This window comes from Nonomuraea sp. NPDC049141 (assembly GCF_040648415.1).
Taxonomy (GTDB): Bacteria; Actinomycetota; Actinomycetes; order Streptosporangiales; family Streptosporangiaceae; genus Nonomuraea.
The window spans coordinates 312,781-336,491 of record NZ_JBEZDR010000012.1; the positions used below are offsets into that span (position 1 = coordinate 312,781).

The following is a 23,711-nucleotide window of genomic DNA, read 5'->3' on the forward strand; positions in this document are numbered from 1 at the left end:
GCTCTAATCCTGCCAGTACGCTCGAACTCATGACTGACCGACGGCTGCTGCTCGTGCACGCCCACCCCGACGACGAGTCGATCGGCACCGGCGCGACGATGGCCAAGTATGCGACGGAAGGCGCGCACGTCACGCTCGTGACCTGCACGCTCGGCGAGGAGGGGGAGGTCATCCCCCAGGAGCTCGCCCACCTGGCCGCCGATCGCGACGACACGCTGGGACAGCACCGCATCGCCGAACTCGCGGCGGCCTGCGAGGCGCTCGGCGTCGAGGACCATCGCTTCCTCGGTGTGCCGGGCCGTTGGCGCGATTCGGGCATGATGGGCGTCGCCTCCAACGACCGGCCCACCGCGTTCTGGCAGGCCGACCTCGACGAGGCTGCGGGCGAGCTGGTCAAGGTCATCCGCGAGGTACGGCCCCAGGTCCTCGTCACGTACGACGACAACGGCTTTTACGGGCATCCCGACCACATCCAGGCACACCGCGTTTCGCGTCGGGCGTACGAGCTCGCCTCCGACCCGCGCTTCGGCGAGGGGGAGCCATGGCGGATCGCGAAGTTCTACCACACGGCCGTCGCCAAATCGGTGATGCGCCGCGCGGCCGAGGCGCTGCGCGCCGCCGACGTCGACTTTCTCGTCGAGGACGTCGATGACATGCCGTTCGGCAGCCCCGACGACGTCATCACCACGGAGATCGACGCGCGGCCGTGGGTCGGCAACAAGCTGGACGCCATGCGCGCGCACGCCACGCAGATCAGCGTCGACGACCCCTGGTTCGCGCTGTCGAACAACATCGGCCAGGAGGCGCTGGGCGTCGAGCACTACATCCTGGCGATCGGGGCGCCCGGCCACGCGATGCCCGGCGCGCCGATCGAGTCGGGCGGCATAGGAGCTCCGCACCACCGCGAGAACGATCTCTTCGCGGGCATCCACTAACCTCGTGCTTCATGGAGCAACGCAGCCAGGCCGAGTCGGCGCTGGGTGGAGCCGCCTACGGCATGCTGTTCATGCTGGGGCTGGTCATGGGCATCGTGGGCGGGTTCACGCAGGCGATGTGGCACGTCGGTCCTGTCCCGTTTGTCGGGATGATCCCGGGCTCGGCGATCGGCTGGCTGCTCGCGCTCTTCGTCGTCTGTCTCGGGGCGGGCAAGCTCATGGGTGCGCGCCTCGGGGTGTCGGTGACGGGGCTCGGGTGGCTGCTGGTGTCGATGCCGTTCTCGCTCAAGCTCTCGCAGGGCGACCTGGTGATCTCCGGCAATCCCGCCGGGTACGTCTACCTCTACGGGAGCATGGCGGCAGTGATCGTGGCCTTCTTCCTGACGCCCTCGTCGAACAGCGGCTCGTGGTTGCTGCACGGCCAGCAGCCAAGGAACCCGACGTAGCGGCATAAAGTAGCGATCGTGCACCATGGTTCCACAGAGCGGCATGTTGAGCGGGATGCCTACCGCGAGGTGGTCGGCCGGTTCGCCACCGGAGTCGCGATCGTCACGACCAGGCTCGACGGGATCGATCACGCGATGACCGTGAACTCGTTCACGTCCGTCTCACTGGATCCGCTGCTGGTGCTGTTCTGCGCGGAGAAGGTGGCCCGGTTCCACGACGCCGTGCTGGAGGCGGGGGTGTGGGGGGTGTCGGTGCTGCCGGCGTCCATGGAGGACGCGTCGCGGTTCTTCGCGCATCGGGGGCGGGAGCTCGACGGGCAGCTGGATCGGTGGGCGCATGATCGGGGCGAGTCGGGCGTGGCGCTCTTCACCGGCGCCCTGGCGACCCTGGAGGTCCGTACGACCGCTGTTCATGAGGGCGGTGACCACTCGATCGTGGTGGGTGGAGTGACTTCTCTCGGCGGGCCGGTTGATGGCCGTCCGCTTGTTTACCATCAGGGCCGCTACAAGACCTTATGAGCAGCTTTTACGGCCAGCCCGGTGGGCCCCACCCGCCATACGGGGCTGGGCCCTGTCCAGGGACACGCTCCTCCGGTGGAGATCGCTGGGCGCCGTGACGTGCGCATTCTTGACCCCGGCCGTGGTCGTTCGTGGACCGGTGCCGGTGGAGCGCGGTGTGACCGCCGACCCGGCGCCGGAGGGGGAGCCGGGTCGGCGGGGTCGCGGTTACTGCGCCTCGGCAGTCGGGGTCGTGACCGTCGGCGTCGGTGTTCCTGTCGCCGTGACGGTTTCCGACGGCGTTTCAGACGGTGCCGGGCAGGTGGGGACCGAGGCCACGGCGGACTCGGTCGGTGCCACTGTGTCCGCTGGCGTCTGAACGAGGGTGTCCGTCGCGGTCGCGGTCGGCGTCGGTGTCGGGGTGGGTTCTAGGGTTTCCGTGGTCGATGGGGTCGATGGGGTCGATGGGGTCGATGGGGTCGCGGTGGGAGCCACCGGCTCCGGCGCTTCGGTGCTTGGTTGGCAGGTGAAGGTGACCGTGGCGGTGACCGTCGCCGCCGGGGCGGTTTCGGTGGCCGTGACCGTTGCCGCCTGGGTGACCGTGGTGGTCGCCATGGCTGTTTGGGTCACTGTCGCGGTTGCCGTATCGGTCGCCGAATTGGTGGGGTCAGCGGCGTCTGTGACCGTCGCCGTTGCCGTCGCTGTCGGTGAGGCTGTCACGGTGCGTGTGGGCCAGGGCAGGACCTTGACCTTGATGCTGGGTTTGCCCTTGACCTTGTAGCTGCCTTTGCCGATCTTCTTGCTGCTCTGGCCGGCACCGGTGGTCACGGGGAGGTCGGCGGCCGTCGTCTTGCACGACTTGGACTTGCAGACCTTCTGCTTCACGCTGAACCGGGCCGCGCCGTCGTACTTGATGGATACATCCAGATACGAGACGCCCTTCTTCTTGACGACCTTCGTCTTCGCGGTGTACTTCCCGACATTAGGAGTGGGAGTCGTCGTCGGGGTGGTGGCTGGTAACGCCACTTCGACGCGGAGAGGAGGGCCAGTTGAGTTGAGGGGATCTGACGCTGACGTCTGGGTGATCGCGACGCCGCCGACTCCGGCCAAGGCCATGGTGCCGACCAGCGCACCCACGATGGTGAATCTCATAATCCTGCTCTTGGGGAGATTTCAGGACCCGGATCATTATTCCGTCTTGTCAAGATTGGTCAAGGCTCAGACGCATGAACAAGCGCTACCGGTTCCGGCGGGCGGTGAACTACGTCAACCTCTCCACCCCGCTCGGTCTGCTGATCTCCGTTTTAGGCGGTGCCGCCAGGCAGCACGGGCCCAATGGCCTCGTCCTCGCGTTCGGCTACCGCTATCGCTTCCCCATCGCCGGGGCCTTCACCGTCGGGAACGTCGTGCTGACCAGGCGCGACTCGCTCGATGACCAGCTCATCCTGCACGAGGGCCGGCATGCGACCCAGTGGGCCTGGTGCGCGGGCCTGCCGATGCTGCCGCTCTACCTGGTGGCCATGCTCGTCTCCGTACTGGTCTGCGGGCATCAGGCCTCGTACAACGTCTTCGAGCGGCTGGCCGGGCTCGACGACGGCGGGTATCCGCGCGCACCTCTGTGGTGGAGAAGGGGCGCAGGTCGCGATCGGTCCGGGTGACTGATCCGCTACATAGGGCAGAGGGCGCGCATGACGCAGACGATCGATGTTCCCCGCTGGCCGGACAGCTTCAAAGATCGCCTCACCGCGCCCCTTCCCGAGTTTCGCGAGCTGCTGAGCGTCACCTGGCACGGCGCGTTCGTGCTGTCGGGGGAGCCGCTGCTCGCACCGATCGAGAACGCACGGTCGGCCTGGCATGCCCAGGGACTGCCCCGGGAGGGCCTGTGGGACCTGGCGATCGGAGAGTCGCGCTCTTTCCTCTCCTGATAGCTGTGGGTCTATGAGCCCGTGAGGCTGTGCCGCTGGGTGCGGGGGAGGAGCGTGCCCAGGGTCAGGGCGCCGATGGCCAGGCCCGAGATCGCGCCCGCGCAGAGCACAGAGGCGGTGGACGGGCTGACGACGGTGATGCCGAAGAGGGCCAGGCCCGAGACGATCGCGGAGACGGTGATGTAGATCCAGATCGCCAGCCGTACGACACGCAGGCGGATCTGTTCGGACGGCTGGGTGCGGGAGAGGAGCCAGGCCAGGGCGGGCAGGAGCAGCACACCGTGCATGAGGATGGCGTGGGCGGGCTTGAGCGAACCGGCCACCGTGTAGGCGAGCTGCTGGGAGCCGGCCATGACCTCGACCACCCCACGGGCGATCATGATGCCCCCGAAGGCCATCGCGGCCAGGAACGTGCCGAACCCGGCCTGGACGGCCAGCCGCATGCTGGTCGGCGCGGCGGGGTCGCGGCGGAAGGCGGAGAGCGTCATGAGGACCACGACGGCGATCAGGGCGAAGCCGCCGGCGGCCAGTGTCCTGGCGATGAGTGCATCCACGCTGGTGGACATGTTGAAGTGCGAGGGCACGCCGCGCCAAGCCTGCACGGTGATGAGCGCGACCTCCACGACCGACGCCATGGCGAAGACGCCCAGCAGCAGGTCGCGACGACGCAGCCGGACGAACTGCGCCACCCAGGTGAGCGAGAGCACGCTCAGCCCGAACGAGACCCCGAACGTGAACGGCTTGCGGAACGACACAGGGCCGTCCCACGGGCCGCCGTCGACCACGAGCACGCCCAGATGGACGAGCCCGGAGACGATCAGGAGCAGTCCGATCAAGTACCAGAGGCGAGTCATGTCCGCCATGCTGACGTGGTGAAGGGGTCGTCCGCGTCAGCCCACGGTCTGGAATCCACGTACGTCCGTGGTCGTAGTCAAGAAGATCAGGGAGTGAGGCGCAGGGTGTGGACGGCGGCCTTCTGGACGGTCGACGGCTTCGAGTACATCGGCAGCAGTTCCCCCTTCGCCCACAGCGGCGCCTGGTCCCAGTAGTTGTCGTGGAACGCGTGCCCCGAAGCCCCCGTCAGGTTGATCCACCCTGACTTGTCCAGATCCCCCAGATCGACGACCATCCGCATGGACGGCACCGACGTCACCGTGTAGTCGCGCTGCACGTTCCACCCGGTGGCGTTCGGCGCGTCCTTGCTGCCCGGCACCTCGAACGGCCCCCGGTTGAACAGGGCCTCGATGGGCGCGATGCCCGAGGTGCCGAGCGAGCCGTTGGTGAGCGTGAGCTGGTGCAGGTCGCCCCAGCGCCAGGCCGCCAGGTCGGTGCCGAGCCGGTCGGCCACCTCCTGGTACGCCGCGGCCAGCGCCTGCTGGAGGATGTCGTCGCGGGTCTCGGTACGGCCCTTGGTGGTGGTGTCGTCCCAGAACGGGTCGTCGGGGGCGTCGAGCAGGCGTTTGACCACCTCGTACCAGCGGTCGCCGCCGCTCGGCCGGGCCCCGGCGGGCAGATCGTCGTCGAAGGTCAGCTTGAGCAGGTGCCGCCAGACCGCGTTGAAGTAGGCCGCGGGGGTCGAGTTGACGCCCTGCGAGCCGTCCCAGTCCTGCAACAGCTTCCTGGCCTGTACGGCGGGCCCGGCCAGAGGCACCCGCATCAGCGCCGGGACCACGTCCTTGGCCAGGCCGTTGTACGTGTCCTGCTGGATCTTGGACATGGTCGCGGCGTCGACCTTGCCCTTCGCGATCTCCTGCTTGATCCGGTCGAGGATGCGCTGGGAACGGTAGCCGTACGCCCAGTCCTTGGTCAGGAGCGGCCGGTAGCGCTTGGGGTCGATGACGGCGTTGTTCGCCGTCACGATGTAGCCGTCGGCGGGGTCCTCCACGGAGGGCAGTTGGTCGTAGGGGATGGGGGCGGTGCGCCAGTCGTACTCGCCCGTCCAGCCGGGCACCGGCCACGTGCCGTCGCCCTTCTCGCGTACGGGGATCCGGCCGGGCGCCTGGTAGCCGATGTGGCCCTCGGTGTCGGCGTACACCAGGTTCTGCGCGGGCACGTCGAAGAGCGAGGCCGCGGCGCGGAACTCCGGCCAGTCGGTGGCCGCGTTCATCGCGAAGATCGCGTCGACGGTGGTGCCGGGGGTCAGGGCGGTCCACTGAAGGGCCACCGCGTTGGCGCCGTCGCTCGGTTTGACGTCGCCTATGACCTCGTTGATGAGCGGGCCGTGCCGGGTGCTCCTGACGTTCAGGGTGACCGTGCCGCTCCCGGCCACCTTGATCTTCTCCTGTCGGGTCTCCAGCTTCACCGACTCGCCCTTGTACAGGTACGTGTCGCCCGTCACCCGCTCCAGGAACAGGTCGGCCACGTCGGGCCCCAGGTTGGTGAAGCCCCAGGCGATCTTGTCCGTGTGGCCGATGATCACGCCGGGCAGGCCGGAGAAGCTGAACCCGGTCACGTCATAGGAGCAGGATTCGGTGATCTTCCGGCAGTGCAGCCCGACCTGGTACCAGACGGACGGCATTTGCGCCGACAGGTGCGGGTCGTTCGCCAGCAGCGGCTTGCCGCTTGCCGTGTGCTCACCCGAGACCACCCACGAGTTCGACCCGATGCCGTCGCGGTCCGCGGCGCTCATCGTGCCGGGCACCGCGTCGAGCGTCTTCGCGGCCTGGGCGAGCGCGCCGGTCACGCTCTGGCCGCGGGTCGTGGTGCCGCCGGTCAAGTTCTGGCCGCGGGTCGTGGTGCCGCGCGCGCCCAGCCGGGCGCGTTCGTCGAAGCGGTCGTCGGCGATCGTGCCCCGGGTGACGATCGGCGCGTGGCTGTCGTACGGGTACTCCGGGTACAGCTGCTCGACCCGCTCGCGGGGCAGCTTGGTGAGCGCCAGGGCGCGGTCGATCTCGTCTTCCATGTTGGACCGCAGATCCCACGCCATGGCCTTGAGCCAGGCCACGGAGTCGGCCGCGGTCCACGGCTCGGGCCGGTAGGCGCCGTTCTGCACCTTGAGCACCGAGTATTCGAGGCTCCGGTCGGAGGCGTTGGGGTTGGCCTGGAGCCAGGCGTTCACGCCCTTGGCGTACGAGTCGAGGTAGCGGCGCGTACTTTCGCTCAGCTCGGGCAGCTCCTGCTCGGCCACCCTGCGCCAGCCCATGGTCCTGATGGCCTTGTCGTTGTCGAGCGTCGCCTTGCCGAACAGCTCCGACAGCCGCCCGGAGGTCACATGCCGCCGGAAGTCCATTTCCCAGAACCGGTCCTGCGCGTGAACGAACCCCTGCGCCATGAACAGGTCCTCGGAGCTGTCCGCGTAAATCTGCGGTATTCCCGCTTTATCGCGATAAATCTCTACATTCCCGGCTAAACCGGGCAGGCGGATGGTTCCGTCCACCTGGGGGAACGACCGCCGGGCGGTGTAGACGAGCACACCGGCGAGCACCAGCGCGAGCACGAGGACCACGGTCAGCATCCGAGCCACCCACCGAAACGGCCAGGGCAGCCAGGCATAGGGCCGCAACCTCACAAATACCTCCTTCTCTCGCGCAGCCCCTCAAGTCTGACAGCAACGATCACTACTCCCGCCCTGCGAACAACACCGGAAACCTCGCCGCCCACGGCATTCCAGCACGCCAGGAGACGGTCGCCGACCGGCGACCGACAGGGAAAAGAAAGCGTTTACTCCCACACCTGCCCAGAAGGCGAGTCGGACACCCGGACCCCCATGGTGGCGAGCGAGTCGCGCAGCCGATCCGACGCCGCCCAGTCCCCGGCCTCCCGAGCCCGCTCCCGTTCGGACAGCAACTCCGCCGCCCCCGGCGGCAGCACCGTCCCCCGAGGCCGCCCGATCTCGATGGCCAGGTCCAGCCCCAGCACCTGATCCAGATGCAGGAACGACTCGAACTTCGCCCCCGGCGCCACCGACTCGTCCCGCTCCAGCTCGCGCAGCACCCGTAGCGCGGCCGGCGTGTCGAGGTCGTCGTCGAAGGCCGACTCCACCCGCCGTACGTGCTCGGCCGCCATCGGCGCGCTGGGCGACTCCGACCACTCCGCCACCCGGGCCCGCCACCGCCGTACGGTCCTGTCGGCGGCGCGCAGGGTGTCCCAGGTGAGGTTGAGCTGCTGCCGGTAGCGGTGCTCCAGGAACGCCAGCCGTACGGCCAGCGGATCGAGGCCCGCCTCGGTCACGTCCGAGAGCAGGACCACGTTCCCGGTGGACTTGGCCATCTTCCGCCCGTCGAACAGCAGGTGCTCCCCATGCACCCAGTGACGCACCACCTCGTGGCCGGCCGCCGAGTTGGACTGGGCTCGTTCGTCCTCATGGTGGGGGAAGCGCAGGTCGATGCCGGCGGTGTGGAGGTCGATACGGTCGCCGAGGTAGCGCAGCGACATGGCCGAGCACTCGATGTGCCAGCCGGGGAAGCCGCGGCCCCAGGGGGCGTCCCAGGACAGTTCGCCGTCGGAGGGCTTCCAGAGGGCCCAGTCGGCGTGGAAGCGCTTGCGGGGGTCGGTGGTGTCGGGTCGGAGGGCATCGAGCCGGTTGCCGGAAATTTCACCGTAAGTTGGGAAGGACGTGGCGTCGAAGTAGACCGACCCGTCCGGCAGCGCGTACGCGTGTCCCCGCTCGGTCAGCTTGGCGATCAGCTCGATCATCAGGTCGATCGACTCGCTCGCGCGGGGCATGTGCTCCGGCGGGCGCAGGTTCAGGGCGGCGGTGTCCCGCTTGAAGGAGTCCTCGTAATAGCGGGCCAGGTCTCGCGCCGAACGTCCCTCGGCCCGCGCCCGCACGAGCACCTTGTCCTCGCCGGACTCGCCGGACCCGCCTGCCTCCGTGTCGTCGGCCAGGTGGCCCACGTCGGTGATGTTCTGGCAGACCACCATGCGGACCCGCTGCCGCTCCAGCACCCGCCGGATCAGGTCGGACAGGAGTTGTGAGCGCAGGTTACCGACGTGCGCGTGACGATAGACCGTCGGCCCGCAGGAGTACATGCGCATCGCGCGGGCGGGGGCGATCTCCTCGACCTGCCTGGCGCGCGTGTCGTAGATCCGCAACATCCCCCGAGCCTAGCCCCCGGACTCCGGGAAGCCCGAAAGCGCCAAGCGCTCAGGAAACGGTCAGCCGCCCAGGAAGCCGATGATGTCCCGGTCGCCGCGCTCCCGCAGCCGCGCCAGGACCTCTTCGCGGATCGCCGTGTCCGGCAGCCCGATGCGCGCCCCGATCAGCCGCAGCCCCTCGATCTCCGAGGTGACCGGAGCGGTGTAACCGATCAGGTAGAGCGCGCGGTTCAGCGGCGGCATCCCCGGCGCGGCCGCGGGCAGGTAGCGGGTCAGCAGCTCGCCCCCGTCGGACACGGTGAGGAAGACGTGGTCGCCCTCTCCGGCTTTGAAGTCCGCCAGCACGTTCCTGATCGACCCCATCGTCGGCTGGTTGTGCCAGCTGACCACCACGTCTCCGGACGGTGTCGAGGCCGTGAGCTGCCCGCCGGGCGCCATCCCCAGGTACGCCGCGAAGCCCGTCGGCAGCGGCGACCCCGACCCGCGCAGGTGCTCGGCGTTGACGTCGACGCGGTGCCACCATCGGCCGTCGCGGCTGCGGAAGCTGCGCCGGGTCTCCGACACGTCCTTGCGCGGCTGGTACGGCTCGGCCTCCCCGGTCGGCGAGGTGCCGGCCACCCGGATCCAGCCCCGCTGCGTCCGCTCGAACCCGGGACCGCCCGAGTAGGCGCGCACCGAGCTCTCGCTGACGTCGTAGCGGGAGGTGAGGCTCGTGACGATCGTGCTGACCGACGCCTCGCCCCCGGCCCGTTCGATCTCCCTGGCGATCATCTCCCTGATCCCCAGGTACTCGTCGCCGCCCCATCTGGTCAGCCCGTACTTGTTCCGGTCCACGCGGCGGAACCGCTCGTCGGCGGTGAGCTGGTTGCGGATGCCGACCAGGCTGTAGTCCTCGCCGATGCGCTCCTGGATCTCCTCCGGCGTCAACGGCCGCTCGGCCACCGCCAGGACCGCCTCCGCCTTCTCGTTGATGCTGCGCGGCCACGGCACCACGTGCTGGTCCAGGACGCGCAACTGCGGCACGGCCAGGATCCACCGCTCGGCCACGTCCTCGCGGATGCCGAGCTGCGTGACCATGCCGACGGCCTCGGCGAGCGGCCGTGGCCCGTCGGTGAACAGCTGGCGCGTCTTCTCCCTCAGCTCGTCCGCGCCGCCCGCGATCAACCACCCGTCGGCCTGCTCGTACCCGGTCAGCAGCGTGCGCACGAAGCGCCAGGCGGGGATGCCCAGCGTGCGCAGCTCGCCGCGGTGCCACGGCGCCGCCGCGGCCAGATCGTCCGCGGGTACGGCCGAGCCCAACCGGCCGCGCAGCCAGGTGACGTGCGCGACGAGCGCGACCGCCTCCGGACCGCCCAGCCAGGCTTCCACATGGTCGCGCAGATCGCGCTCGATCTGCCTGATCCGCTCCCGCGTCACCGAGAAGCGCTGCGCCAGCTCGTCGAGTGTGGCCCGCTGCGAGGCGTAGAGCCGGTCGCGGGCGATCGCCCGCTGCCGCTCGTCCAGCGCCGCGAACAGGCCGTCGATCAATTCGGGCAGCGGCTTGTCCGGCCGCGCGGCGGGCGCGGGGAGCGTCTCGGACGGAGGTTCGAGCAACCGCTCGAACACCCCGCCGAACAGCTTCTGCACCACGTCCTTGCCGAGCATCTCCGGAGTCCGCTCGGCCTCGGCCGGGTCGGAGAAGCGCAGCAGCGGCAGGATGTCGCCGACCAGCAGGTGACCCCAGCAGGTCACGGCGAGATCGGCGAGATGGCCCGCCACGGTCTGTGTGGTGATCACGGCGCATGCGCGGTCAAGTGGGATCGCCTGCCACCACGCCTCGGGCAGCTGGGATTCCTCCAAGATCGGCGCGATCTGCACAGGAGAAGTCCAGCGCAGCGGTGGCGCTAGGTCGCTCAGGCTGAGGTTCATTGGGGTCCAACCGGCAAAGGGAAGATATCCGCAGTTCAGACTATGTGATCAGAGCGACAGAAAGGGGCTACCTCTTCCGGAATGGGAGATATAGAGCATGGATCGGGCCCGTGTGCAAGCCACGAACAGCATGCTCCGCTCCCGCTGCAGAGCTCTCGCCCGAGCGCTCGGATCGTCGGGCGGCGGTTCGGGCACCACGCCCTCCGCCACGCCGATGAGCGCGACCCGCTCGAACTCCAGCCCTTTCAGATTCTGGAATGCCGCCACCCGTACATCTGCCCGCCCGAGAGCTTTTCGTGCCTCACGGACCAGTTTCGTGGTACGCGCGCCGACGGCGATCTCGCCGGCCGGGACACCGTCGTCCAGCCAGGCGGCGATCGTGGCCACCAGCCCGGCCAGCTCCGCCTCCGGCGAGTCGTACATCCTGACGACCGGCCGATCGCCGTTGTGCAGCGCGCGGAACCCGTACAGCGGGGACATGCCCTTGACCAGCCCGTCGGCGGGCCCGCCGCCGCGCAGCCGGACCGCGAAGGACAGCACCTCCTGCGGCAGCCGGTAGGACACCTTGAGCGTGTGCTGCAGGGCCGGGATGCCCACCGAGCTGAGCGTCACGCGCGTGTCGGTGATCCGCTGGTGCGGGTCGCCGACGATGAACATGTCGTCGTGCGCCCTGGGCGCCACCGCGCGCAGCAACCGCCACTGCGCCGGGCTGATGTCCTGCGCCTCGTCCACCACGACGTGCCGGTACGGCTTGCGCCCCGGCTCGATGTCGTCGAGCAGGTCGCCCGTGCTCCTCGACAGCAGCCGGAGCGCCTCGTCGGTCAGCTCGGCCAGGGTGCGCGCGCCGGGGCCCATCAGCGCGGGGCGCTGGCCCTCCGCGCTGGCCACGATGCGCATGGCCAGCCGCTCGGCGTTGTCCACGTCGACCCGCTTGCGCGTCACGCCGTCGTCGATCAGCTGGTCGAGCCGGGCGGACAGGTCGTCGCCCAGCCCCTGTGAGTACGTCACCAGCAGCACCGGGCCGCTCCCGTGCGCGGCCAGATGAGCCGCCCGGTGCAGCGCGATGATCGTCTTGCCGGTGCCCGCCCCGCCGATCAGCAGCACCGGGTGCTCGTAGCGGGTGGCGTGGGCCAGCCGGTGCTGTTCAGGACGCGGGAACGCGCACCATTCCGGCGCCGCGAGCACCCGTTCCAGCTCCACCTTGTCGGTGGCGAACACCGCCCGGTCCGGGCTGCGCCGCAGCGCCGCGTGGAGGTCGTCCACGTCGATCCGGTCGATGGCCTCATCAGAGGCGCGGCACGCGTCCAGCTCCCGCCAGGCCTCGGACAGCGAGCCGCCCCGGGCCAGCACCGCGAGCGGCATGTGCTGGGTCGGGGGGAGCAGCGGTTCGAGCGCCTCCACGTCGGCCTCGTTGGTGATGAGCCGCACCAGCGGCAGGGCGCGCACGTCGATGCCCAGCGCGAGCAGATCACCATCGCACACCGGGTCGAACAGCCCCGTGGTGCCCGCCGATCGGCGTAACGCGGGCTCGACCCGTTCGAGGGCCTCGGCGTCCCACTCCTCGATGACGCCGATCACCGGGTTGATGCCGTACCTGTACCGCTGCGCGTACGACCACGCCTCGGGATTCGGGAGCACGGTACGCAGCCAGTACACGTCCCGCTGACGCACCACCACGCCCCGGTGGCCCGGAGCGAGGCGGAGCGTCGCGACGCGGGCGTCCCTGGCGCCCCTGACCCGCTCGGGGTGCGGCGCGCCGGAGACGTTCAGCAGCAGGCGGCGGAGCGCGACCACGGCGTCCCTGCGCACCGGCTGTGCCAGTGCGCTGAGGTCCCTGGGGAAGTCAGGGGCGATCGCGAGCCGCGGCACGGCTCAGTCCAGGAGTTGCAGCAGATCGCGGTCCCCGCGTTCGCGGAGCCTGGTGAGCAGGTCGGGCAGTCCGACAGGTCCGGTCATCCCGATCCTGGTGGCGATCACCCTGGCGGCCTGGTCGCGGGTCCCGCCGGGGGCGGTGTAGCCGACCAGGCGGAGCGCCTTGGTGATCTTCTCGGCCCCCTGCGCGGCCACCGGCAGGTGCCGGGCCCGCAACACGCCCTCGTCCGACAGCGTGAGGAACAGGTGCCCGCCCTCCTTGGCGCCGACGTCCGCCAGCAGCCGTTCGACGGATTCGAGCACCGGCCGGCCGTGCCAGGTCATGGTCAGCTCGCCGGCCGCGCTCCGCACGGTTCTGCTCTCCCCGGGCGACAGACCCAGGTACGTGGCGAACCCCGTGGGCAGCGCGCACTCACCTCCGGTGAGCTGCTCGGCCGTCACGTCGATCCGCAGCCACCACCGGCCGTCCGGCTGGCGGAAGCAGCGCCTGGTCTGCGAGACGTCCTTCAGCGGCTGGTACGGCTTGGGCTGCTCGCCCGACGCCCCGTTGCCCTCGCCCGCCTTGACCTCGACGGCCGGGGCGAATGCCTGGAACTGCGGCGTCCCGGGCGGCGGCGACGGGATCGGCGGCACTTGGGCGAACGCGGACGCGGGCCGCTCGACGGCCGGAGCGACCGGCTCCGGAGCGGGCTGCGCCGCGGCCGGTGCCTCCGACGGCAGCGTGGCCAGCACGAACTGCCAGGCGGGGACCTCCAGCGCGCGGATCTCCAGGGCGTGCCAGTCGGCCGCGCCGATCAGCCGCTCCTTGGGGGCGGCCGGGCCTATCGTCCGGCGTAGTTCGTCGAGATGCGCCCGGTACGGGGCGGCCTCCTCGCTGGCCAGCCATTGGCCGAGGCGGGCCCGGAACTCGGTCTCGGTGGCGGAGATCTCGGCGGCGGGCACGGCGAACAGCTTGGCGAGCTGGTCCACGGCGGACGGCTGGTCGGTGAAGACCCGGTTCTGGGCGACGGCCCAGCTCTTGTCGTCCAGACCGGCGAACGCGGCCTCGATGAGCTCGGGCAGCTCATGACCGCCACGCTCATCTGGCTGCTGCTGCTCCGGCTCGGCCTCGGACTCCTGGTCTTCGGATTCGGCTGCCTCGAAGTCCGCCGGTGTGTCGTATCTGGGCTTCGCCTCTTCGGCGGCAGGCTCAGGTTCGGGCTCCGGTACGGCTTCGACGGCCTCCGGTTCGGGCGCCGCTTCCGGCTCCGCGCCCTCGGCTTCGAGAGCGGCGGCCTCTTCGGCGGCGGGCTCCGGCGCGGGCTCGTCGGCGGCGTCCAGGACGGGCTCGGGCTCCGGCTCCGGCTCGGCGACCTCCTCGACGACCGGCTCGGCGTCGGCGTCCAGCACCGGCTCCTCGGCCGCTTGTTCGGCCGCCGCAGCCTCCTCGGGAACCTCCCCCGCGGGCTCCGGCACTTCCTCGGCGGGCGGAGCCTCCCCACCCGCCGACACCTCCACCGGCGGGACCTGCTCGGCAACCGGGGCCTGCTCAGCGACCGGCGCCGCCACGGCGAACGGAGCCTCCGCGGCGAACAGGGGCTGCTCGGCGAACGGGGCCGGGCGTTGGTGGAGCTGGGGCGCGAGCCGTACCAGGACCGCGGAGAACAGCGTGTTGAGCACCGGACGCGCCTGGATGAACGGCTGGTCCACCAGCTCCCGGCCGGTCAGCGCGAGCAGCCCCGTCCACGACCCGGCGCGGTCGAGCGCGATCGCCACCTGCGGCTCGTCGGCCTCGTCCGGGTCCAGTACGTGCAGCGCCGGCAGCACATCGCCCACGGCGGCGGCCGGCCAGTGCTCAAGCGCGATCTCCGTGAGCAGCTCCCCGAGCGACTCGGGGCCGATGGCCGCGAGCACCCGCGGCATGGGCAGGCTGCGCCACCAGGCGTCCGGAAGCTCCGGCTGCCCGGTGAGCAGCGTGATCGTGGACGCGTCGCTCCACCTCAACGGTGGTACGAGGTCGCTCAGGCAGAAATTCATCCCGTTCCGTTCACCAGCCCCTCACGCCGCCGTGTCGTCGCAAGGCTCCTCAACTTCGTCAGCGGTGCAGCCTTACGCTCTCCGCCCCCCACGGAACAGACCATAGTCCGGCAAAACTCCCCTACGCATCATCCCCTACGGATCAGCGCCGGACAGCGGCAAAGCGTAGACGGACATAGTCGGCCATCCAGCCGGTCTCCCTGCGCAGAGCGGGCGCGGCGAGTTCGTTGACCCGCTGGAGCAGCGGTTCGACGATGTCCCGCGGCAACCCTTCGACCACCGAGGAAGCGAACATGCGTACCCAGTCGGCGGCCCCCTGCGGGCATTCGGCGAGGGGGGTCGGCCGGTCGAAGTATTCGAGCAGCCGGACCACGAAGCCCTCCTGCTCCAGTCGCCGGGCGTATTCGGCCGGGGTGGGGAAGTACCACGGCAATTCGGGCTCGCGCAGGCCGTACTCCCGCCAGGCGGTCAGCATGGCCGCGGTGAGTTCCGCGCAGTTGCCCGCGCCGCCCATCTCGGCCACGAACCGGCCACCGGGCGTGAGCGCCTCGTGCACGTTGGCGATGACGGAGACGGGGTCGCGGCTCATCCAGTGCAGCGCGGCGTTGGAGAAGACGGCGTCATAGGCCAGCGCCACGCTGAAGTCGTGCCCGTCGCCCACGATGAAGTCGACGCCCGGATGCTCGGCGAGGGCTTTCTCGATCATCGCGGGTGAACCGTCGATCCCGAGGACGTCGGCACCCCGCGAGGCGATCTGGGCGGTCAGCACTCCGGTGCCGCAGCCGAGGTCGAGCACGCGCTCTCCCGGCCGCGGATCGAGCAGGTCCACCAGAGGCGCGCCCTGCGTCGAGACGTAGCCGAAACTGCCGTCGTAGGCGCGACTGCTCCACCGTTCCAAGCTCGGTGTGTCGTATCGCAAGACGATCAGCTCTCATTCGTCAGACATCGGGCCCCCTGCGGCCGTGCTGTCTGTTCACTTTAGAGGCTGAATGTCTCCGCGACATATCAAGTCACAATGGTCTCATAGCCCACTTTGCGTCCATCGCTTCTTCAGATAGGACTTTGCTGCGTCTGTCTGCGGAATCGTGAGCAATACCGGCGATCCTGGCGCAACGGGAAGCTTGGCAGCCTGCTCCTTGTCGAGGGTGCCCCGCATCAGCATCGCCTCCTCGCGGGCGGGGCGGGCCCAGCCCTTCTGCAGCAGGTTCTGGCCCTCGTCGGAGAGCAGGAACTCCTCCCAGAGGCGAGCCGCCGCCGGATGCGGCGCGTCCTTGCTGATCGCCTGTACGTGGTAGTCGCCGAGCGGCGCGTCGCGCGGGATCGTCACCTTCCACCCCTCCGCGTCGCGGGCGCCGCGGGCGGCGTTGAGGTAATCCCAGTCCACGATCGTGTTGGCCTTGGCGGGATCGGTGAGCCGGCCCGCCTGCTTGAGTTTGGCGAACAACTCGACGCCACGCTGCGGCTGCGGCGTGCCCGACACCAGCGAGGCGGCCATGACGCCGCCGAAGGCCGCCGCCGAGTGCAGCGGATCGCCGTCGAGCGCGACCAGGTAGCCGGGCTTGGCGGCCAGATCGGCGAACGAGGCGGGAGCGGGGACCTTGCGCGGGTCGTACCCGATCGACATGTAGCCGCCGTAGGCGCCGTACCAGGCGCCGGTGGGGTCCTTGATGTGATCGGGCAGATCCTGCCAGCCCTGCACCTTGTACGGCGCGAACTTGGCGGCCTGGGCCACCGCCACGTCGAGGGTGAGGTCGAACACGTCGGGTTTGAGCTGGGCGGCCGTGTCGATCTCCCGCCGGCTGCTGGCACCGGGTTCGAGCTCGTTGACCTTGATGCCGTACTTGTCGGTGAAGGTGTCGATGATCTCGCCGTAGTTCACCCAATCCCGGGGAAGCGCGATCACGGTGAGCGCGCCTTCCCCCTTGGCGGACTCGACGAGGCGGTCCAGGGACGTGAAGCCCTGTTTCATGGAGGTCGCCTTGACGTTCACCGGCGAAAGCGGCTTGGCGGCCGGCGGCGGCGACGCGCCGCATCCGGCGCTGGCGAGAAGGACGGCTGCGGCGGCGCAGGTACGTACGGTCACAGAACGAATACTTACCGTTACTTCCGTCCAGGTCGAGGAGGCGCGGCCGGAACGACCTTGGCCGCCACCAGCATCTCTTCGGCGATCTCCACCAGGGTGCCGTCCCTCTTGCGGACGCGCAGCACGCCGCCGTCCCAGGATTCGAGGATCCCGACGGCGTCCCGGAAGCCCTCCGGGTCCCGTCTGCGGGTGGTGATCCGGGCTCCGATGTCCGCGGTTGTGATCGCGATTACCAGGCGAGCCGACACGAGTTTGCCACCCTCCGTTCCGGCCAGTTGGCAAGCACGGCAATACTAGGGCTAGCAGACCGCGGTCAGAGTCATGCCATGGTGCGGAGAAGAAGGAGCTCGAGGTGACCTACGTCATCGCGCAGCCTTGCGTGGACGTCCTGGACAAGGCGTGCATCGAGGAGTGCCCCGTTGATTGCATCTACGAGGGCGAGCGCATGCTTTACATCCACCCCGACGAGTGCGTGGACTGCGGCGCGTGCGAGCCAGTGTGCCCCGTCGAAGCGATTTTCTATGAAGACGACCTTCCGGAGCAGTGGAAGGACTACTACAAGGCGAACGTCGACTTCTTCGAGGATCTGGGCTCGCCAGGCGGTGCCTCAAAGGTGGGCAAGATCGACAAGGATCACCCCCTCATCGCCGCGCTGCCGCCCCAGGCCGAGGAACACTAGGTCGCATCCCGCAGCCGGGGCGCTCTATTGGCGCGCCCCGCTGCCGGGTGTACGGCGCGCCCAACCGATACCTGGAGAACCGTGAACAACCTGCCCGACTTCCCCTGGGACCGGCTGGAGCCGTACAAGGCGCGTGCGATGGCACACCCCGACGGCATCGTCGATCTCTCGGTCGGCACGCCCGTCGACCCGGTGCCGTCGCTCGTCCAGAGCGCGCTCGTCGAGGCCGCCAACAGCCCCGGCTACCCGCTCACCCACGGGACGAAGGCGCTGCGCGAGGCCGCCGCAGGCTGGCTGCGGCGCAGGCACGAGGTCACCGTCGATCCGCGTGACGTGCTGCCGCTGATCGGTTCGAAGGAGTTCGTCGCCTGGCTGCCCACCTACCTGGGCGCCAAGACGGTCGTCTTCCCCGAGCTGGCCTATCCCACCTATGACGTGGGCGCCCGGCTGGCCGGCGCGGCGGCGACGGCCTCCGACGGCCTGTTCGCGCTGGGGCCCCAGCAGGTGGACCTCGTCTGGGTCAACTCGCCGGGCAATCCCACGGGCCGGGTGCTGCCCGTCGAGCACCTGCGCAAGGTGGTGGCCTGGGCGCGCGAGCGCGGCACGGTCGTCGCCTCCGACGAGTGCTACATCGAACTGGGCTGGGAGGAGCGACCCGTCTCCATCCTGCATCCCGACGTCTGCGGGGGCTCCCACGAGGGGCTGCTCGCGGTCCACTCGCTGTCCAAGCGCTCCAACCTGGCCGGTTACCGTGCCGGGTTCGTGACCGGCGATCAGGCTCTGGTCAAGCGGCTCCTGGAGATCCGCAAGCACGCGGGGATGCTCATGCCGGCTCCCGTACAGGCCGCGATGACGGCCGCGCTGGGCGACGACGCGCACGCCGACGAGCAGCGTGAACGCTATGCCGCACGCCGCGCCGAGCTGCGGCCGGTGCTGGAGAAGTCGGGCTGGCGGATCGAGCACTCGACCGCGGGCCTGTATTTCTGGGCGACAGATGGGACAAGTTCGTGGGAACAGGTCAGTAAACTCTCCGAAATCGGTATTTTGGTGGCCCCCGGGGAATTCTACGGATCGGCTGGTGGGCGGTATATCCGTATCGCCGTGACTGCCACTGATGAACGCATCAGTGCGGCAGTGCGCCGCCTCCAGTAGGATCCCCCGCGAAGCAGGGCACGCATAAGTTGATAACGGCGTTTGCTGAGGCAGACCGCGAGTGGAGCGAGCTGATCGATGAGCATGACCTCCGTGGTCGTACTCGGGCTGAGCGTCGCCACCGTCCTCCTGCTGCTGGGTGCCTTCCTGGCGACCATGCGCCAGGACCGGAAGGGCCGCACGACCGCGCCGCCGGTCGAGGTCGCGTCCATCGAGGCCCCGCTGCCGGCACCGGTGAGCATGCCCGGGTACGCCGGATCCGACTACGCCGATCCCCGCACCATCAAGGTCGGTGACCGGATAGAGGTGCACGGATCGCCCGCGCGGGTGCTCGGCGCCATGTACATCTCGTGGCAGGGCATGCAGTGGACCGAATACCGGCTGCGCGACGGCTCCCGCCGCCTGCAGTGGCTGTCGGTGGAGGTGCTTCAGGGCACGGCCGAGGGCGAGCCGTCGCACCTGGAGGTGCTCGTCTGGACCGAGGTGCCCACCGAGGGCATGATCCCCGCCAAGAGCATGCTGATCATGGAGGGCGTCGAGTTCCACCCGCTGGAGCGGGGCACGGCCGCCTTCCGGTCGGAAGGCAACACCGGCTACCCCGAGCGGGGGCTGCTCGACTTCGCCGACTACCGCGCCTCCGACGGGCGGCTGCTCTCCTTCGAGCGGGTCCAGGGCAGCAGATGGACGGCCAGCTATGCCAGGCCGCTGCCGCCCGGCTCGATCAGCATCGTCAGCCGCGCCGCGCCTTAGACCCGCCCCGCCCGCTCAGGAGATGTCCACCTGGGTGTCGGACGCTTTGCCGCCTGACTGCCAGCCGTCCACCCGCCACTCGTTGGTCCAGGTGGCGCCGCTGAACCCGACGCGCTGCAGGCCGTACTTCTGCGCGTAGGCGACCGACCAGGCGGCGACCAGCCAGCCGCGCTTCGGCGTCGAGATGGCCGGATCGCCGAGCGCCCGCGCGAGCTGGCGCCGCGCCTCGGCGGTCTTGGCCTTCGGCGCGGGCGTGCTCGCCTTGGGGGGCGGGTACCAGCAGTGGACGGACTTCGGGACCCGCCCGGTGAACGCCGACGCGAGGAGCTTGGCGTCCTCCTCGTGCTGGGCGTAGGCGTAGCCGCCCGCCGACCGCTGCACGGCCTGAGCGGCGTCCGCCAGCGGGATCTTCCGGTAGTGCTTCACCTTGACCAGCGCGGCGAAGAACTTGTTGCTCGCGTAGACGGGGTCGAGGAGCTGCTTGCGCTTGCCCCACCCCTGCGACTCGCGCTGCTGGAACACGCCGACGGAGTCGCGGTCGCCGTAGGCGAGGTTGGCCAGCTTCGATTCCTGCAATGCGGTCGCGTAGGCGATCACCACCGCTCGTTCGGGCAGCTTGCGGCGCTCCGCGACGGCCGCGATGGTGGCTGATATCTGGGCCTGCTCGATGTCGAGAGCCAGCTCTCCTTTGGGAGTCTTGACGCTGCAGTAGGCCTCGGGGATGGCCAGCGGCTGCGTCTTTTTCAACAGTTGGTAGAGACCTACGGAGATTGCCACCGCGAGAAGAAGAACTATGACCGCGATGGTGATGACTCCGCGAGAGAAGCGCAGGCGCACGCTGAAAAACCTACCCGGCCAGATAAGCTCCCTGGCCATGAAGCACGTGAGCAGTCTGTCACCGATCGACTCCGCGGTGGATGAGCTGTGGGAGCGGCGCGGGGAGTTGTCCCCCCGCGACCTCGACGCGCGCAACGTGGTGGTGAGCGCGATCGACCTGCTCGACAGGGGACAGGCGCGGGCCGCCCGGTTGTCGGACGGTGAGGTGGTCGTGGACGAGCGGGCCAAGCGGGCGATTCTGCTCAGCTTCCAGGTGCTCGGCATGGCCAGGTCGCAGGTGGGCGACTTCCAGCACCATGACCGGCATCCGCTCAAGACCACGTTGGACGGGGTGCGGGTGGTTCCGGGAGCGATCGCGCGCTGGGGCTCCTACCTGGCGCCCGGCGTGGTGTTGATGCCGTCGTTCACGAACGTCGGCGCGTACGTCGACGAGGGGACGATGGTCGACACCTGGGCCACGGTCGGCTCCTGCGCCCAGATCGGGAGGAACGTCCATCTGTCGGGCGGTGTGGGCATCGGCGGCGTGCTGGAGCCGCCCAACGCCGTGCCGGTGGTGGTGGAGGACGACGCGCTCATCGGCAGCCGTGCGATGCTCGTAGAAGGCGCCCGGGTGGGGCGTGGCGCCGTCGTCGGGGCGGGCACGATCCTGTCGGCCTCCATCCCGGTGATCGACGTACGGACCGGCGAGGAGCTGGCCCGTGGCCGGATCCCCGACTGGTGCGTCGCCGTCGGCGGCACCCGCCAGAAGGAGTTCCCCGGCGGCACGTTCGGGCTGCCCTGCGTGCTGGTGATCAAGCGCCTGGAGCCGGGGCAGCGCCATGACAAGGCAGCGCTCAACGAGGTGCTGCGCGAACACGGAGTGAACACCTGATGCTGGACCTGACGCAGGACGTGCGGACGCTGACCGCCGCCATCGTGGACATCGAGTCGGTGAGCGGCAACGAGCGGGCGCTGGCCGACCTGGTGGAGCAGGCGCTGGGGGCGTTGCCGCACCTCAAGGTCGACAGATCCGGCGAGACGCTCGTCGCGCGTACGGAGCTGGGGCGCGGCGAGCGGGTGCTGATCGCCGGGCACCTCGACACGGTGCCGGTCGCCGCCAACCTGCCCAGCCGCGTCGAAGGCGACCTGCTCTTCGGCTGCGGCACCACCGACATGAAGGCGGGGGTGGCGGTCGCGCTCAAGTTGGCCGCGACCGTGCCCGCACCGAACCGCGACGTCACCTACGTCTTCTACGACTGCGAGGAGATCGAGGCCGAGCGCAACGGGCTGACCAGGGTGGCGCGCGAGCACCCCGACTGGCTGGCGGCCGACTTCGCGGTGCTCATGGAGCCCACCGACGGCGTGATCGAGGGCGGCTGCCAGGGCACCCTGCGGGCCGAGATCACGGTGGCCGGCAAGCGCGCGCACAGTGCCAGGTCGTGGTTCGGGGTCAACGCGATCCACGGCATCGAGCCGGTCCTGGCCAGGCTCAACGCCTACGAGGCCCGGCAGCCGGTGGTCGACGGCCTCGCCTACCACGAGGGGCTCAACGCGGTCGGCGTGCGCGGCGGCGTGGCCGGGAACGTCATCCCGGACGAGTGCGTGGTCACGGTCAACTACCGGTTCGCGCCCGACCTGTCGATCGACGAGGCACAGGAGCACGTACGCGAGGTGTTCGACGGGTTCGAGGTCGAGTTCACCGACGGCGCCCCGGCCGCGCGGCCCGGCCTCACCCATCCGGTGGCGGCGGCCTTCACCGCCGCGGTCGGCGGCACGCCGCGGGCGAAGCTGGGCTGGACGGATGTCGCGCGCTTCTCCACACTGGGGGTTCCGGCCGTGAACTACGGTCCCGGTGACCCGAACCTGGCGCATCAGCAGGGAGAGTACGTGTCGCTCACGAAGATCGTGGAGAGCGAGCGGGCCCTGCTGGACTGGCTGACAAAGTGAAAGTGGCTTTCCTCGCCGGCCATTTGGCGGGGAAAGCCACTTTCAGTCCCGAGCAGCACCCTCGGCAGTTAGACGCAGGCAGGTCGAAATCTGGTTCCTGCTTCTTACAAGATTTTTTACTCGGCTTCTTCAGGCCATCTACCAGGGCATTTGCCGCGAAGACCGTCTGGCCGGTGACCGGCTCTCGTTGTGCGCAGGGCCGGGGGGCGTTGGGCTAGCGTGACCGGCATGAAACAGAAACGTCCGGAACGCCGTCAGGGGCAGGCTGTGATCCGTGGCAGGCTCGCACCCAGCACCACCCATGATCAACGCCTGCTCGACCGCCAGGGCCCCGCCGACTGGGTGCACATGGACCCGTGGCGGGTGCTGCGCATCCAGGCCGAGTTCGTGGAGGGGTTCGGGCAGCTGGCCGAGCTGCCCCGGGCGGTCACCGTCTTCGGCTCGGCACGCACTCGCGAAGACTCTCCGGACTACGGCATGGGCCGCGAGCTCGGCCGGGCGCTGGCCCGCGCCGGCTACGCGGTGATCACCGGCGGCGGCCCCGGGATCATGGAGGCGGCCAACCGGGGCGCGGCCGACGTCGACGGCGCCGTGTCGGTGGGGCTCGGCATCGAGCTGCCCTTCGAGCAGAAGATGAACGACTACGTGGACCTCGGCATCGAGTTCCGCTACTTCTTCGTGCGCAAGACGATGTTCGTCAAATACTCGTGCGGGTTCATCGCGCTGCCCGGCGGGTTCGGCACGCTCGACGAGCTGTTCGAGGCGCTCACCCTGGTGCAGACGCAGAAGGTCACGTCCTTCCCCGTCGTGCTGATGGGCACGGAGTTCTGGGGCGGCATGCTCGACTGGATCAAGAACGCGCTGCTCGGCAGCGGCAAGATCGCCGAGCAGGATCTCGACCTCATCACCGTGACCGACGACGTGGAAGAGGCCGTACGCATCATCGCCGACGCGGACCTTGCGCGGTCCAAGCAGCTCCAGGAGGAGCAGGAGGCCGCTGCCGTCCAGTCCGCCGAGCCCCAATAAGCTCCGGTGCGTGAATATCTGCGTCTTTTGCGCCTCAAGTCTGAAAATTGAGGAGAAATACCTCGAACTCGCCACAGAGGTCGGCGCCGAGCTCGCCCAGCGTGGGCACACGCTGGTGAGCGGAGGCGCCACCGTCTCGTGCATGGGCGCCGTCACCACGGCCACCCGCGCCTCCGGCGGCCGGACCATCGGCGTGATCCCGCAGGTCCTGGTCGACATCGAGGTCGCCGACACCGACTCGGACGAGCTGATCGTCACCACCGGCATGCGCGAGCGCAAGGCCCTCATGGACGAGCGCTCCGACGCCTTCCTCGTGCTGCCCGGCGGCATCGGCACGCTGGAGGAGCTCTTCGAGATCTGGACGGCCCGCGTGCTCGGCATCCACGACCGCCCCCTGGTGATCCTCGACCCATGGGGCTTGTACACGCCGCTGCGGCAGCTCATTGAGAACATGTACGAGGCGGGTTTCACGCGCGCCAACGTCTTCGACGCCATCTCCTGGACCAGCACGGTCGAGGAGGCGTTCGCGCACCTAGAGGCCACGGCCAAGCATGTGCGGCCCAGCGTCGAGGAGCTCGGGGAGTCCACCGGCTGACCCGCCGTGGGGAGTCCCAAGAGGTA

At 69.5% G+C, this 23,711-nt stretch carries 23 protein-coding genes; 12 read left to right on the plus strand and 11 right to left on the minus strand.

What is annotated here, in order from left to right; genetic code table 11:
- Positions 1-29: 29 nt before the first annotated feature.
- The 3 genes from mshB to AB0B91_RS34790 are packed head-to-tail and all read left to right on the plus strand — an operon-like array spanning position 30 to position 1,900.
- Entirely contained in the window at positions 30-935 is a 906-nt protein-coding gene (gene mshB, locus AB0B91_RS34780; protein WP_358328627.1) for an N-acetyl-1-D-myo-inositol-2-amino-2-deoxy-alpha-D-glucopyranoside deacetylase, read from the plus strand.
- Between the two features lie 11 nt (positions 936-946).
- Positions 947-1,381 (plus strand): DUF6113 family protein, encoded by a 435-nt coding sequence (locus AB0B91_RS34785; protein ID WP_358328630.1) that lies wholly within the window; start codon positions 947-949, stop codon positions 1,379-1,381.
- A gap of 18 nt (positions 1,382-1,399) precedes the next feature.
- On the plus strand, positions 1,400-1,900 hold the full coding sequence (locus AB0B91_RS34790; protein ID WP_358328633.1) for a flavin reductase family protein: 501 nt from the start codon (positions 1,400-1,402) through the stop codon (positions 1,898-1,900).
- 207 nt (positions 1,901-2,107) lie between these two features.
- On the opposite strand, the gene AB0B91_RS34795 is transcribed toward AB0B91_RS34790, so the two are convergent.
- On the minus strand, positions 2,108-3,016 hold the full coding sequence (locus tag AB0B91_RS34795) for a hypothetical protein (RefSeq protein ID WP_358328636.1): 909 nt from the start codon (positions 3,014-3,016) through the stop codon (positions 2,108-2,110).
- 89 nt (positions 3,017-3,105) lie between these two features.
- On the opposite strand from AB0B91_RS34795, the gene AB0B91_RS34800 reads away from it, so the two are divergent.
- Positions 3,106-3,537, plus strand: coding sequence for a hypothetical protein (locus AB0B91_RS34800; RefSeq protein ID WP_358328639.1), 432 nt, complete (start codon positions 3,106-3,108; stop codon positions 3,535-3,537).
- A 30-nt stretch (positions 3,538-3,567) separates the two neighbouring features.
- Entirely contained in the window at positions 3,568-3,804 is a 237-nt protein-coding gene (locus AB0B91_RS34805; protein ID WP_358328642.1) for a hypothetical protein, read from the plus strand.
- An 11-nt stretch (positions 3,805-3,815) separates the two neighbouring features.
- Here the strand turns inward: AB0B91_RS34805 and AB0B91_RS34810 are convergent, their stop codons facing one another.
- The 9 genes from AB0B91_RS34810 to AB0B91_RS34850 form a co-directional block, all read right to left on the minus strand.
- Entirely contained in the window at positions 3,816-4,658 is an 843-nt protein-coding gene (locus AB0B91_RS34810) for a hypothetical protein (RefSeq protein ID WP_358328645.1), read from the minus strand.
- Positions 4,659-4,744: 86 nt separating this feature from the next.
- Positions 4,745-7,312, minus strand: coding sequence for a penicillin acylase family protein (locus AB0B91_RS34815; RefSeq protein WP_358328648.1), 2,568 nt, complete (start codon positions 7,310-7,312; stop codon positions 4,745-4,747).
- Between the two features lie 152 nt (positions 7,313-7,464).
- Entirely contained in the window at positions 7,465-8,841 is a 1,377-nt protein-coding gene (gene cysS, locus AB0B91_RS34820; protein WP_358328652.1) for a cysteine--tRNA ligase, read from the minus strand.
- Between the two features lie 60 nt (positions 8,842-8,901).
- The gene (locus AB0B91_RS34825) at positions 8,902-10,749 is read right to left on the minus strand and encodes a sigma factor-like helix-turn-helix DNA-binding protein (RefSeq protein ID WP_358328655.1); all 1,848 of its coding nucleotides are present in this window, start codon (positions 10,747-10,749) and stop codon (positions 8,902-8,904) included.
- A 48-nt stretch (positions 10,750-10,797) separates the two neighbouring features.
- A complete protein-coding gene (locus tag AB0B91_RS34830; protein WP_358328658.1) occupies positions 10,798-12,618 on the minus strand; it encodes a UvrD-helicase domain-containing protein in 1,821 nt (606 codons plus the stop codon).
- Between the two features lie 3 nt (positions 12,619-12,621).
- Positions 12,622-14,637, minus strand: a complete 2,016-nt coding sequence (locus tag AB0B91_RS34835) for a hypothetical protein (RefSeq protein WP_358328660.1) — start codon at positions 14,635-14,637, stop codon at positions 12,622-12,624.
- A 142-nt stretch (positions 14,638-14,779) separates the two neighbouring features.
- Positions 14,780-15,556 carry a class I SAM-dependent methyltransferase gene (locus tag AB0B91_RS34840; protein ID WP_358328663.1) on the minus strand — a complete coding sequence of 259 codons (777 nt, stop codon included), beginning with the start codon at positions 15,554-15,556 and terminating at the stop codon, positions 14,780-14,782.
- Between the two features lie 102 nt (positions 15,557-15,658).
- A complete protein-coding gene (locus tag AB0B91_RS34845) occupies positions 15,659-16,720 on the minus strand; it encodes an ABC transporter substrate-binding protein (RefSeq protein ID WP_358328666.1) in 1,062 nt (353 codons plus the stop codon).
- Between the two features lie 17 nt (positions 16,721-16,737).
- The gene (locus AB0B91_RS34850; RefSeq protein ID WP_358328668.1) at positions 16,738-16,968 is read right to left on the minus strand and encodes a hypothetical protein; all 231 of its coding nucleotides are present in this window, start codon (positions 16,966-16,968) and stop codon (positions 16,738-16,740) included.
- 104 nt (positions 16,969-17,072) lie between these two features.
- Between AB0B91_RS34850 and fdxA the strand changes: the two genes are divergently transcribed.
- The 3 genes from fdxA (at position 17,073) to AB0B91_RS34865 (ending at position 19,301) form a co-directional block, all read left to right on the plus strand.
- Positions 17,073-17,399: a ferredoxin gene (gene fdxA / locus AB0B91_RS34855; protein ID WP_214639743.1), complete on the plus strand. Its 327-nt coding sequence runs from the start codon at positions 17,073-17,075 to the stop codon at positions 17,397-17,399.
- 81 nt (positions 17,400-17,480) lie between these two features.
- Entirely contained in the window at positions 17,481-18,551 is a 1,071-nt protein-coding gene (gene dapC / locus AB0B91_RS34860) for a succinyldiaminopimelate transaminase (RefSeq protein WP_358328671.1), read from the plus strand.
- A gap of 78 nt (positions 18,552-18,629) precedes the next feature.
- Complete coding sequence (locus AB0B91_RS34865) at positions 18,630-19,301, plus strand: DUF4178 domain-containing protein (protein WP_358328674.1); 672 nt, start codon at positions 18,630-18,632, stop codon at positions 19,299-19,301.
- Positions 19,302-19,316: 15 nt separating this feature from the next.
- Here AB0B91_RS34865 and AB0B91_RS34870 read toward each other — a convergent pair whose 3' ends face one another.
- Positions 19,317-20,078, minus strand: coding sequence for a hypothetical protein (locus AB0B91_RS34870; RefSeq protein ID WP_358328677.1), 762 nt, complete (start codon positions 20,076-20,078; stop codon positions 19,317-19,319).
- A 97-nt stretch (positions 20,079-20,175) separates the two neighbouring features.
- Between AB0B91_RS34870 and AB0B91_RS34875 the strand changes: the two genes are divergently transcribed.
- The 4 genes from AB0B91_RS34875 (at position 20,176) to AB0B91_RS34890 (ending at position 23,685) form a co-directional block, all read left to right on the plus strand.
- A complete protein-coding gene (locus AB0B91_RS34875; protein ID WP_358328680.1) occupies positions 20,176-21,009 on the plus strand; it encodes a 2,3,4,5-tetrahydropyridine-2,6-dicarboxylate N-succinyltransferase in 834 nt (277 codons plus the stop codon).
- Positions 21,009-22,064 (plus strand): succinyl-diaminopimelate desuccinylase, encoded by a 1,056-nt coding sequence (dapE, locus tag AB0B91_RS34880; RefSeq protein WP_358328683.1) that lies wholly within the window; start codon positions 21,009-21,011, stop codon positions 22,062-22,064. The genes AB0B91_RS34875 and dapE overlap by 1 nt, the downstream gene beginning before the upstream one ends.
- Before the next feature lie 228 nt (positions 22,065-22,292).
- A complete protein-coding gene (locus AB0B91_RS34885) occupies positions 22,293-23,090 on the plus strand; it encodes a TIGR00730 family Rossman fold protein (protein ID WP_358328685.1) in 798 nt (265 codons plus the stop codon).
- A gap of 10 nt (positions 23,091-23,100) precedes the next feature.
- Complete coding sequence (locus AB0B91_RS34890) at positions 23,101-23,685, plus strand: TIGR00730 family Rossman fold protein (protein ID WP_358328688.1); 585 nt, start codon at positions 23,101-23,103, stop codon at positions 23,683-23,685.
- The last annotated feature ends 26 nt before the right edge of the window (positions 23,686-23,711 follow it).